This is a genomic window from Archangium primigenium (assembly GCF_016904885.1).
GTDB lineage: Bacteria > Myxococcota > Myxococcia > Myxococcales > Myxococcaceae > Cystobacter > Cystobacter primigenius.
In genome coordinates this window covers 5,655,936-5,668,131 of sequence record NZ_JADWYI010000001.1, presented here as the reverse complement: position 1 = coordinate 5,668,131, position 12,196 = coordinate 5,655,936, and the positions used below count along the sequence as shown (strand labels likewise).

The 12,196-nt window shown below is 71.7% G+C and carries 9 protein-coding genes; 4 read left to right on the top strand and 5 right to left on the bottom strand.

Annotation, left to right across the window (positions count from 1 at the left end; translation table 11 throughout):
- Nucleotides 1-14 precede the first annotated feature (14 nt).
- From meaB to I3V78_RS23180, 4 genes are all read right to left on the bottom strand, one after another.
- Nucleotides 15-998, bottom strand: a complete 984-nt coding sequence (gene meaB, locus I3V78_RS23195) for a methylmalonyl Co-A mutase-associated GTPase MeaB (RefSeq protein WP_204490635.1) — start codon at nt 996-998, stop codon at nt 15-17.
- Nucleotides 995-3,181, bottom strand: a complete 2,187-nt coding sequence (gene scpA / locus I3V78_RS23190) for a methylmalonyl-CoA mutase (RefSeq protein WP_204490634.1) — start codon at nt 3,179-3,181, stop codon at nt 995-997. Before scpA ends, meaB begins: the two co-directional genes overlap by 4 nt.
- Entirely contained in the window at nt 3,181-4,989 is a 1,809-nt protein-coding gene (locus I3V78_RS23185) for a methylmalonyl-CoA mutase subunit beta (protein WP_204490633.1), read from the bottom strand. Before I3V78_RS23185 ends, scpA begins: the two co-directional genes overlap by 1 nt.
- Nucleotides 4,990-5,074: 85 nt before the next feature.
- A complete protein-coding gene (locus I3V78_RS23180; RefSeq protein WP_204490632.1) occupies nt 5,075-5,593 on the bottom strand; it encodes a hypothetical protein in 519 nt (172 codons plus the stop codon).
- Nucleotides 5,594-5,744: 151 nt separating this feature from the next.
- Between I3V78_RS23180 and I3V78_RS23175 the strand changes: the two genes are divergently transcribed.
- The 4 genes from I3V78_RS23175 (at nt 5,745) to I3V78_RS23160 (ending at nt 10,813) form a co-directional block, all read left to right on the top strand.
- Nucleotides 5,745-8,471, top strand: a complete 2,727-nt coding sequence (locus I3V78_RS23175; protein ID WP_204490631.1) for a bifunctional acetate--CoA ligase family protein/GNAT family N-acetyltransferase — start codon at nt 5,745-5,747, stop codon at nt 8,469-8,471.
- Nucleotides 8,468-9,556 (top strand): serine hydrolase domain-containing protein, encoded by a 1,089-nt coding sequence (locus I3V78_RS23170; protein WP_204490630.1) that lies wholly within the window; start codon nt 8,468-8,470, stop codon nt 9,554-9,556. Before I3V78_RS23175 ends, I3V78_RS23170 begins: the two co-directional genes overlap by 4 nt.
- A complete protein-coding gene (locus I3V78_RS23165) occupies nt 9,553-9,897 on the top strand; it encodes a hypothetical protein (RefSeq protein ID WP_204490629.1) in 345 nt (114 codons plus the stop codon). The genes I3V78_RS23170 and I3V78_RS23165 overlap by 4 nt, the downstream gene beginning before the upstream one ends.
- Nucleotides 9,898-10,429: 532 nt before the next feature.
- Nucleotides 10,430-10,813, top strand: coding sequence for a DUSAM domain-containing protein (locus tag I3V78_RS23160; protein WP_204490628.1), 384 nt, complete (start codon nt 10,430-10,432; stop codon nt 10,811-10,813).
- Between the two features lie 81 nt (nt 10,814-10,894).
- Here I3V78_RS23160 and I3V78_RS23155 read toward each other — a convergent pair whose 3' ends face one another.
- Nucleotides 10,895-12,133, bottom strand: coding sequence for an MFS transporter (locus I3V78_RS23155; RefSeq protein WP_239576545.1), 1,239 nt, complete (start codon nt 12,131-12,133; stop codon nt 10,895-10,897).
- Between the last annotated feature and the right edge of the window lie 63 nt (nt 12,134-12,196).

Genomic DNA, 12,196 nt, shown 5'->3' with positions numbered 1-12,196 from the left:
CTCGACGCGGCCCGTCAAGCCCCCGGGCCCGGCAGGAACGCGCGCAGCACGCGCAGTGCGGCCGCGGTGGGCGTGGCCCGCCCCTCGCGCACGTCCGTCTCCAGCGTGGGCAGCAGGGCCGCCACCTCGGGGTGCGCCCGCATGGCCGCTCGCACGCCGTCCTCCACGAGGTTCCACCACCACTCCACCTGCTGGGCCCGCCGGCGCTGCTCCAGCGCGCCCGAGGCCCGGCGCTCGCCGAGCTGTCGCTCGAGCGAGGCCCAGAGCGTGTCGATGCCCACGCCCTCCAGCGCGCTGCACGTGCGCACCTCGGGCTCGGCGCCCGGGCGCATCAGGTGCAGGGCGGCGCGGTACTGGGCCTGGGCCCGGAGCGCGCGCGGGGCGTTGTCGCCGTCCGCCTTGTTGATGGCGAGCATGTCCGAGACCTCGAGGATGCCGCGCTTGATGCCTTGGAGTTCGTCGCCCGCGCCCGCCAGCATCAGCACGAGGTAGAAGTCCACCAGGTCCGCGACCACCGTCTCCGACTGGCCCACGCCCACCGTCTCCACCAGCACCACGTCGAAGCCGGCCGCCTCGCACAGCAGCAGCGTCTCGCGCGTCTTGCGGGCCACGCCGCCGAGCGTCCCGCCCGAGGGGCTGGGCCGGATGTAGGCCGAGGGCTCGCGTGCCAGCCGGGCCATGCGCGTCTTGTCCCCGAGGATGCTGCCGCCGGTGAGGGTGCTGGACGGGTCGATGGCCAGCACCGCCACGCGCCGGCCCGTGTCCACCAGGTGCATGCCCAGCGCGTCGATGAAGGTGCTCTTGCCCACACCGGGCACGCCGCTGATGCCCACGCGCCGGCTGCCCCCGGTGTGGGGCAAGAGCCGCGCGAGCACCTCCTGCGCGAGCGCGGCGTGGCGCGGGTGCTCGCTCTCCACCAGGGTGATGGCGCGCGCGAGCAGGGCGCGATCGCCCGCCCGCACACCTTGCACATAGGTGTCCGCGGGCAGGGGTTTCACGCCTCCTCCATGGCCGCCGAGAGCTTGTCGAGCAGCTCGATGGCCGCCTTGGCGATGACGGTGCCGGGGCCGAAGATGGCCGAGGCCCCCGAGGCGCGCAGGGCGTCGTAGTCCTGGGGCGGGATGACGCCGCCCACGACGATCATGATGTCCTCGCGGCCCAGGGCGGCGAGCGCCTGCTTGAGCTGGGGCACCAGGGTGAGGTGGCCCGCGGCGAGCGAGCTGGCGCCCACGACGTGCACGTCGTTCTCCACCGCCTGGCGCGCGGACTCCTCGGGCGTCTGGAACAGCGGGCCGATGTCCACGTCGAAGCCCAGGTCCGCGAATGCCGTGGCGATGACCTTCTGGCCCCGGTCATGTCCGTCCTGGCCCATCTTCGCGATGAGGATGCGCGGCCGACGGCCGAAGCGCTCGAGGAAGGTGTCCGCGCGCTGGCGCGCCTCGGCGATCTGCGTGTCCTTGCCCGCCTCGCTCGAATACACGCCCGTCACCCCGCGCACCGTGGCCTCGTAGCGGCCGAAGACTTTTTCCAGGGCATCGCTCATCTCGCCCACCGTGGCCTTGGCGCGCGCCGCGTCGATGGCGAGCGCGAGCAGGTTGCCCTCGCCGCGCCGGCCCGCCTCGGTGAGCGCGTCCAGCCGCCGGCGCACCTCGGCCGCGTCGCGCTCGGCGCGCAGCTCCCGCAGCCGGGCGATCTGCGCCTCGCGCACCGCCGAGTTGTCCACCTTGAGGATGTCCAGCGTGTCCTCACGCTCGGGCGGGTACTTGTTCACCCCGATGATGGCCTGGCGTCCCGAGTCGATGCGGGCCTGGGTGCGCGCCGCCGCCTCCTCGATGCGCAGCTTGGGCAGTCCCGCCTCGATGGCCTTGGTCATGCCGCCCAGGGCCTCCACCTCCTGGATGTGGCCCCAGGCCTTGTGGGCGAGCTCGTGGGTGAGCCGCTCCACGTAGTAGCTGCCGCCCCAGGGGTCGATGACGCGCGTGGTGCCGCTCTCCAACTGGAGGTAGAGCTGGGTGTTGCGGGCGATGCGCGCGCTGAAGTCCGTGGGCAGCGCGATGGCCTCGTCGAGCGAGTTGGTGTGCAGGCTCTGGGTGTGGCCCTGGGTGGCGGCCATGGCCTCCACGCACGTGCGCACCACGTTGTTGTACACGTCCTGGGCGGTGAGGCTCCAGCCGGACGTCTGGCAGTGGGTGCGCAGCGCCAGGCTCTTGTCGCTCTGGGGGGAGAAGCCCTTGATGAGCTGGGCCCAGAGCATCCGGGCCGCGCGCATCTTGGCCACCTCCATGAAGAAGTTCATGCCGATGGCCCAGAAGAACGACAGCCGGGGCGCGAACGCGTCCACCCCGAGCCCCGCCTGGAGCCCCGCGCGCACGTACTCCACGCCGTCCGCCAGCGTGTAGCCGAGCTCCAGGTCCTGCGTCGCCCCGGCCTCCTGCATGTGGTAGCCGCTGATGCTGATGCTGTTGAAGCGCGGCATGCGCTCGGCGGTGAAGCGGAAGATGTCGCCGATGATCCGCATGGAGGGGCCCGGCGGGTAGATGTACGTGTTGCGGACCATGAACTCCTTGAGGATGTCGTTCTGGATGGTGCCGCTGAGCTGCTCGGGACGGACGCCCTGTTCCTCGGCCGCGACCACGTAGAGCGCGAGCACCGGGAGCACCGCGCCGTTCATCGTCATGGACACGCTCATCTGATCGAGCGGGATGCGATCGAAGAGAATCCGCATGTCCTTGATGGAGTCGATGGCCACGCCCGCCATGCCCACGTCGCCGGCCACCCGGGGATGGTCGCTGTCGTAGCCGCGGTGGGTGGCCAGGTCGAACGCGATGGACAGGCCCTTCTGGCCGGCGGCGAGGTTGCGCCGGTAGAAGGCGTTGGAGGCCTCGGCCGTGGAGAAGCCCGCGTACTGGCGCACCGTCCACGGCTGCTGCACGTACATGGTGGAGTAGGGGCCGCGCACGAACGGCGGCAGGCCCGGCAGCGAGCCCAGGTGCTCCACGCCCTCCAGGTCCTCCGGGGTGTAGACGGGCTTGAGGGGCAGGCCCTCGGGGGTGTCCCAGCGCTCGGCGGCGTGCGTGGCCGCCTGGGCCTGGCGCCGCTGGGCCTCGAGCACCGCCGGGGTGGGGCGGGTCTCGGGCGCGTCGAAGTCGAGGCCGGCGAAGTCGGGAACGTGGGGGCGCATCAGGCCACTCCGAGCTGCTGGTGCAGCGAGGACAGGAGCGCGAACACGTCCGCGCCCGCGAAGAGGAAGAGGTCCACGCCCGCCGCGCGGAACGCGGCCTCGTGCTCCCCGGGACGTCCGGCGACGGCCACCGCGCGCGCCCCCCGGGCCTTGAGCGCCTGGGCCAAGGCGGGCACCCACTCGGGGTAGAGCGCGTCCGGGCCGGAGATGACCGCGAGCGGGGCGCCCGACGCGGCGAAGAGCGCCGCCGCGGCCTCCACGTCCGCGAAGCCCTGGTGCTCGCGCCCCTCGATGCCGCCCACCGCCAGCACGTTGGCGATCCACGTCGCGCGCGCCGTGTGCTCGGCCACCGTGCCCAGGTTCGCCATGAAGGCGAGCGGCCGGGTGCCGTGCGCGGCGAGGTACCGGTCACTCGCGTCCCGCAGGCCCTCGAAGCCCGCGGCCACCCGCGTGGCCTGGGGCGCGGGGCCCTCGCGGCGCACCGGGGCCTCGCCCAGGTGGGGAAACTCGCTCACGCCCACGATGGGCAGCTTGCGCGTGCGCACGGCCTTGTCCCGCGCCGCGCGCGTCTCGTCGAGCACCCGGCGCACGTCGCCCTCGGCCAGGGCGCGGGCCATGCCACCGAGTGACTCGATGCGCCGCAGCTCCGCCCAGGCCGCGCGGGCCAGCTCGTCCGTGAGCCGCTCCAGGTAGTAGCTGCCGCCCGCCGGGTCCGCCACCCGGTTGAGGCTCGACTCGTCGCGCAGGATGAGCTGGGTGTTGCGCGCCAGGCGCCGGGAGCCCTCGTCCGGCGCGCCCAGGGGCTCGTCGAAGGGGGCGGTGCTCACGCTGTCCGCGCCGCCCACCACGGCCGCGAAGGACTCGGCGGTGGCGCGCAGGATGTTCACCCACGGGTCGCGCTGGGTCTTGTTCGCGCTCGCGGTGCGCGCGTGCAGCGCCATGGCCTGGGCCTCGGGCGAGCCCCCTGACGCGGCGACGACCTTGGACCAGAGCAGCCGCGCGGCGCGCAGCCGGGCGATCTCCGGGAAGAACTGGCCGCCCACGGAGAGCGCGAACTGGAGCGAGCGCGCCGTGTCCTCGGGGGACACGCCCGCGCGCTCCAGGCCGCGCAGGGCTTCCACGCCCGTGGCGATGGCCCACGCCAGCTCGTGCACGGCGGTGGCGCCCGCGTCCGCCCAGGGACGGGTGGACACGAGCAGCGCGCGCAGGCCCGGCGCCTCCTGGCGCAGGCGGGTGACGAGCGGCGCGGCCTCGGCCAGGGCGGAGAGGGGATCGATGCCGAGACAGCCCCGGAGGGCCGAGCGCGGGACCCGGGCCTGATCGGCGGCCCGCATGAGGAAGGGCGCGAAGGCGAGCGGCTCCGACGCCGGCTCCAGGTAGACGGGCGTGCGATCCAGGGGGACGTGGGCGAGCAGCCGCTCCAGGTCGGCCGCGTCCTTCACGGGGATGCCGCGCTCGCCCAGGTGCAGCCAGACGCCCTGGGTGCCGCGCTCCAGGTCCACCCGGAGGGCCTCGGCGGCGCGGGCCACGTCGGGCTCGCGGTACTCCTGGCACAGCAGCCAGCCGCCCTCGGTGTGACCCAGGGGGTGGTTGCCGCGCACGTAGGGCGCGACGCCCGGGGGCTCCGGGGGCGGGGTGCTGGCCGCGTCCCGCTGGGTGTAGAGCGGCTGGAGCGACAGGCCGCCTTCCAGCGGGGACTGGAGCGACGTGAAGGGCTTGCCCTTCAGGTCCTTGTCCACGAGCTTGCGCCACGCCTCCTCGGAGGGGGCGGGGAAGTCCTTGGCGATGGGGAGAGGCTCTCGCGACATGCCTTCTCCCATAGGCGCAATGCCGCGGCGGGGCAACCAGCGGATTGGGTGACACGTGCCCGTGACGCGGGGCGTCGCCCGGCGCTCACCGAGGAGCGCAGGTGGGCGGCCCCGTGACGAGGAATTCCTGATCCGTCGTGCGGCCCTGGCCATCCATCACGGAGACCACGATGACGTGGATGCTTCCGCCGAACCAGCACGGGGGCGCCGTCCACGTGACCTGGCTTTCATGCGGCGTATTGGCCTGCTTGTTCAACGCGCCCTCGGGCGAGAACCACATGAAGACCAGGGGGACGGACCTGGGATCCTCCCGGGGCATCCGCGCCTTGACCCGCAGGGTGACGTCCTCCCCGGGATTGGCCATGGTCGCCGACTGGTGCACCTCCTCGATGATCGGCGGCCCGTCGGCGACGGGCGTGTCCGTGCCCGCGTCCGTGCCGGTCTCCGGGTGGGCCTCGGGTGCCGGTGGCGTACACGTCGAGGGCTCGCGGACACATTCCGACCGCCGCAGTTCCTCGTCGAAGTCCACGCACCCTCCGCTCGCGAGCACCAGCACCATCCAAGCGGCGGTCCACCCTGGATGGAATGCACCACGACGCATCATCTCGAGGCCTCCTCGTTGGCGGACAACCTAGGAATCCGCACGAGGTGTGAAACCCGCGTGTCGCCCTGGAGTGACGGCTGGTGGACAGGAGCCGGAGCGCGCGCGAAGGGGGTTTGAATCGGGCGGGCCGGTCGGACGACAACGGGGGGCCATGGCCCAGCCCCCGCGTCCCTCGCCCAGCGATCCGTCCTATGACCTGCCGCACCAGCAAGGGCGCCACCCGCTGGAGGCCCTGTTCGCCCCGCGCAGCGTGGCGGTGGTGGGCGCGAGCGAGCGGCCGGGGAGCGTGGGCCGCACGCTGTTGTGGAACCTCATCAGCAGCCCGTTTGGCGGCACCGTCTACCCCATCAACCCCAAGCGCACCAACGTGCTGGGCATCCGCGCGTGGCCGTCCTTGCGCGCCCTGCCCGAGCCCGTGGAGTTGGTGGTCATCGTGACGCCCGCGGCCACGGTGCCCGAGGTGATGCGCGAGTGCGCCGAGGTGGGGGTGAAGAACGTCATCATCATCTCCGCGGGCTTCAAGGAGGTGGGGGCCGAGGGCGCGCGGCTGGAGCGTGAGGTGATGGAGATCGCCCGCGCGGCGCGCATCCGGGTCATCGGGCCCAACTGCCTGGGCGTCATGCGGCCGCCCACGGGGCTCAACGCCACCTTCGCGGGGGCCATGGCGCGCCCGGGCAACGTGGCCTTCATCAGCCAGAGCGGCGCGCTGCTCACCGCCATCCTCGACTGGAGCATGCGCGAGGGCGTGGGCTTCAGCACCATCGTCTCGCTGGGCTCGATGATGGACGTGGGGTGGGGCGATCTCATCGACTTCCTGGGGGATGATCCGCGCACGCGCAGCATCCTCATCTACATGGAGTCCATCGGGGACGCGCGGGCCTTCCTGTCCGCGGCGCGCGAGGTGGCGCAGCACAAGCCCATCATCGTCATCAAGGCGGGGCGCACGGCGCAGGCGGCGGCGGCGGCGGCCTCGCACACGGGCTCGCTCGCGGGCAGCGACGAGGTGCTCAGCGCGGCGTTCCGGCGCGCGGGCGTCCTGCGCGTGGACAGCATCGCGGACCTCTTCCACATGGCCGAGGTGCTCGCCCGCCAGCCGCGTCCCGAGGGCCGACGCCTCACGGTGCTCACCAACGCGGGCGGCCCGGGCGTGCTCGCCACGGACGCGCTGGTGACGGGCGGAGGCGAGCTGGCGAAGCTGTCGGACGCCACGCGCGCCCAGCTGGACACCTTCCTGCCCACGGCGTGGAGCCACGCCAACCCGGTGGACATCCTCGGCGACGCGGACCCCGAGCGTTACGCCCGGGCACTCCAGGTGGCCGGCGCGGACGAGAACAGTGACGGCCTGCTCGTCATCCTCACGCCCCAGGACATGACCGAGCCCACGCAGACGGCGGACCGGCTCAAGCCCTACGCGAAGCTGGGCAAGCCCGTGCTGGCCAGCTGGATGGGGGGCTCGGAGGTGGCCGCCGGCGAGCGCATCCTCAACGACGCGGGCATCCCCACCTTCGGCTATCCGGACACGGCCGCGCGCATCTTCAATTACATGTGGCGCTACAGCTACAACGTGGCCGCCCTGTACGAGACGCCCGTGCTCACCGAGGCGCCCGAGCGCCGCGAGGAGGCGGGCACCCTCATCCACGAGGCGCGCAGCGCGGGCCGCACGCTGCTCACGGAGCTCGAGTCCAAGCGCCTGCTCGCGGCCTATGGCATCCCCACGGTGGAGACGCGCCTGGCCACGAGCGCGGACGAGGCCGTGCGCGAGGCGCTCGCCCTGGGGCTGCCCGTGGTGCTCAAGCTGCACTCGCTCACCGTCACCCACAAGACGGACGTGGGCGGGGTGCGGCTCAACCTCGGGACCGAGGAGGCGGTGCGCGCGGCCTTCGCGGGCATCCGCCAGCGGCTGGAGGAGCTGGGCCAGGCGGACGCCTTCCAGGGCGTGACGGTGCAGCCCATGGTGCGGCTGGACGGCTACGAGCTCATCCTCGGCAGCAGCCTGGACGCGCAGTTCGGCCCGGTGCTGCTGTTCGGCGCCGGGGGCACACTGGTGGAGGTGTTCAAGGATCGGGCGCTGGGGCTGCCGCCGCTCAACACCACGCTCGCGCGGCGGATGATGGAGCAGACGCGCATCCACGAGGCCTTGCGCGGCGTGCGCGGGCGCAAGCCGGTGGACCTGGCGGCGCTGCAGAAGCTGCTCGTGCGCTTCAGCCAGCTCGTGGTGGAGCAGCGCTTCATCAAGGAGGTGGACATCAACCCGCTGCTCGCCTCGGACGAGCGGCTGGTGGCGCTGGACGCGCGCGTGGTGCTGCACGGCCCCGAGGTGACGGAGGCCGAGCTGCCCCGGCTCGCCATCCTCCCGTACCCCCAGGCGTACGTGGACCGCTGGCGCGCCCGGGACGGGGAGGAGCTGTTCATCCGCCCCATCCGCCCCGAGGACGAGCCGCGCATGGTGGACTTCCACCAGACGCTCTCCGAGCAGTCCGTGTTCCTGCGCTACGCGGGGATGATGAAGCTGGATCAACGCGTGGCGCACGAGCGGCTCGCGCGCATCTGCTTCATCGACTACGCGCGGGAGATGGCGCTCCTGGCCACGCGCGCGGACGGCACGGTGCTCGGGGTGGGGCGGCTCACGCGCCTGCCGGGCACCGAGGACGCGGAGTTCGCCATGCTCATCAGCGACACCGTGCAGCGCCAGGGCCTGGGCACGGAGATGCTCGGTCGGCTGGAGCAGGTGGGCCGCGACTGGGGCCTGCGCTGCATCGTGGCGGACATCCTCTCGCAGAACGGCGCCATGCAGCACGTCTGCCGCAAGCGCGGCTTCCGCATCCACACGGGCGAGCTGGGCGCGGACATGGTGAAGGCCGTCAAGGTGCTGTCATGAGCGTCTCGAGGCGCGCGGTGCTGGTGGGGACCCTCGGACTGGCCGGCGCGGCCTGTTCGTCGCGGCGGGGCCGGGCGCGGCACGAGGCCGAGGCCCTGGTCCGGGCCCAGGCCTTCAACGGCGTCGTGCTGTTGGGGGAGGGCGACCGTGTCGTGCACGCCTGGGGCGAGGGCATGGCGGACTTCGAGGCGGGCGTGCCCTCGACGCCCGGGACGAAGTACCAGATGGGCTCGCTGTCCAAGTGGATCGCGTCGATCGTCGTGCTCCAGCTCGTGGACGCGGGCGTGCTGTCCTTGACGGCGCCCATCGGGGACTACCTGCCGGACTACCGGCGGGACACGGGCGCGAAGCTCACGCTGCACCACCTGCTGTCGCACACCAGCGGGGTGCCCAACGCATTGGCGGTCGCCCTGCGCGAGACGCCGGAGCTGGCGGCCTTCATGGATGTCGGACTGGACGAGGCCGTGGCCCGGTACGCGAGCGGCGACCTCGTCTTCGAGCCGGGCACCCGGTTCGACTACGCGCACTCCAACTGGCTCCTGGTCCAGGCCATCCTTGAGCGGGTCACGCACCAGCCCTACCGCGAGGCGGTCCCCGCGCGGCTGTTCGCCCCGCTGCGGCTGGAGGACAGCGGCATCCTGCACGGGGACATCCTGGGGCTGCCCGGCATGGCCCAGGGCTACGGCACCCTCGTGCCCACGCCCACGCGCACGCCCGCGAGCCGGGTCTCGCCCATGCCCGACATCCTTACGTGCGTGGGGGGCTTCTACGCCACGGCGCCGGACCTGCTGCGGCTGATGGAGGCCGTGATCGGGGGGGACGTGTTGAGCCGGGCCTCGCGCGAGCGGCTGGGCACGGTGGTGGTCCCCGAGGAAGACTATGCCTACGGCGGTCGCGTGCGCACGCGGACGCTCGGGGGCCGGGCGCGGCGCGTGTTCTGGAACACCGGCTCCAACGGCGCCTACAAGACGCTGTCGGTCCACACCGAGGACGGCAAGAGCGTGGTGCTGCTCAACAACACCCGCGCCGACCTGGATGTGATCAATACGCTCGGCGCGGCGCTCCTGGAGCTGTTGTACCGATGAGCCTCAATGTCTCTGCCTACCGGCGTGAGGATCCGGAAAGTCCGCCCACCTTCCTCGATGAGGGGATGGCTCCGCCGTTCAATGAGCTTGCGGGACCCGAAACGGCCCGCCAGCTCTTCTGGGGCTCGTTGGCACTTGAGCGCCGGGGTCTTCGCCTGTTGCCGCTCCTCCATCACGGGGAGGTATGGGCTGAAGGAGCGGCGGAGCTCGATGCGTTGGAGTCAGAAGCCAGGCAAATCCTCGCCGGCCTCGATGCCATCTGCCGTGAGACGAAGAGCCGCCCGGGGGTGGAGTACTGGATTCAAAACATCCTCGAGGCATCCGGGTCGCGCGTCGAGTGACGAATGGAGTTGGGGGCGTCTACATCGGTTGAACCATGCTTCCCGAATCCCACTGCGGCCAGCCCGTCACCCCCTGTCCGGTTCTGGCGTCCCATGGTTGACTGCCTTAGCCTTGGCGGCATGGAAAACTTGCATTTTGCCTTTCGCCTCGGGGTAGTGGTGTGGGGGGTGCTCGCGTCGGGTTGCTCGGCTGGGACTGCTGCCTTGGGCCCAGCAGACTGCCGACCGGGAGACTCCACGATGGTGTGCTGTATCAAGAAACACCCCTATGAGCCGTTGGGGGCTTGTGGCGCCTCTCCCTCCGAGGTCGAGCAGGTGCTGAGAGCCGTGCGCTCCGATGTGGACGAGGACGAAGACGACTTCGCCAATAACGCTTCCCTGCCGGAGTGGAAACAGCGTTGCATGCGGTACTACTACGACTGCCAGCAAGAGGGGTGGTCGGGTAGATGTGATGATTGCCTGCGATACTGCGAGGGGCAACAGGGTGATTGGCCCTTCAATAGGTGTGACCGGCGCAGGAGGAGATAGGCGCATGACGGAAGAAACAGACTGGGATGATCTGCGAGCATTGGCGCAGCAGGTTCTTGATCGGGGCACCCCGTTAGAACTCACAGACGAAACGCGCGCCCTTCTTACTCGGACCGGGCTGCAAGTGGCCATCTGCCAGCGGGACGCTGAAAGCGCTCTGTACAGTCGATCCACCGCTACGACGTTGCTCCGGGAGATCCGCCAGCGCATCCGGGACGGGGGGATTCGGTATGGGGATGCTCTGCACCGAGCCTACCGCCTGCGGGATCAAGGGAACCTCGATGGAGCACGTCAACAAATGCGTGACGTTCTCTCCGTGGAGGTCGTGCCCTTCTACCGTGGCCGCGCAGAAATGGCCCTGGAGGATATGGACGCCGGAACGTTTTGAGCATAGCCGCAGGAGCACGGCCAGCATCTAGAGTGGGATTGATCCGCTGACGTGGCTCTCCGTCACTTCATGTGCTTCATATCAGGGCGCCACGTCCGGGTGCGCCAATGTCCCGGGCCGCACCGTCGCCGCCACCCACGCCACCGCCAGGGCACACACCGCCGCCGCGAGCGTGAAGTGCGCCGCGTAGCCCAGCGCCTCGGCGCTCCAGCCGCTCACCGCCGCCGCGCTGCCCGTGGCCAGCACCACCAGCGAGGCCTGGAGCGTGTAGTCCGAGGCGGCGTGCTCCGGGCGGCACAGGTCCATCATCCCGGTGAACAGCGCGGCGGTGGCCATGCCGCTGGCCAGGTGCTCCACGCCGCACACGAGCGCGAGCACCGGCAGCGACGCGCCCCCCCGCGCCGCCAGGGCATAGAGGCCCACGGCCACCGCCTGGAAGGTGCCGAAGACGAGCAGCGCCCGCCGGTGGCCCAGCCGGTTCACCAGCGCGCCGCCGCCCAGTGCCCCGAGCAGCCCCGTGGTGAAGCCCACGAAGCCGAGCATCCAGCCCACCTGCTCCAGGCCCAGCCCCACGTCCACCAGGAAGGTGCGCACCATGCCCGACGCCATGCTCTCGCCCGCCTTGAAGAGCACGAGCAGGGTGAACCACGCCCCCATGCCGGGCCGACGGCCCCAGTACGCCAGCGACTCGCCCAGCCAGCGCCACGCGCTCGCGGCGCGGGCGGCGGGCGGTGGGCCGCGTGGCTCGCGGAAGAGCGCCACCGGCACCGTGGCGACGAGCAGCATCGCGCCCAGGCTCCACAGGGTGGGGCGCCAGCCCAGCCGCGCGAAGACGAGCAGCATCAGCCCGCCCCCGAGGATCATCCCCACGCGGTAGCCCGCCACCTGGATGCCGTTGCCCCAGCCCCGCTCGGCCGGCGCGAGCAGCTCCACCGCCAGCCCGTCCGTCGCCACGTCCTGCGTGGCCGCCAGCAGGTTGACGAGCAGCACCGCCCCCATCAACACCGGCATGCCCACCGTGCCCTCGGACAGCCCCAGCCCCAGCAGCAACGCCGCCGACAGCGCCTGCAAGGGCAGGATGTAGCCGCGCCGCCGCCCCCACGTCTCCGAGCCGTACCGGTCCATCCACGGCGCCCAGAGGAACTTGAGCGCCCAGGGCAGGGCCAACAGGTGCGTCATCCCGATGGCCGGCAGGGACAGGCCCTGCTCGCGCAACAGCACCGGCAGCGCCTGGGTGAAGAAGCCATAGGGCAACCCCTGCGAGAGGTAGAGGCTCGTGAGCAGGCCGAGCTTCCGGGGCGTCGTCAGCGAGGTCTTCATAAGTTGGTCAAGCGACCTATAAACCCCCGGGTGTCTTTTCGTCAACCGGCGGTAGATCCGCCG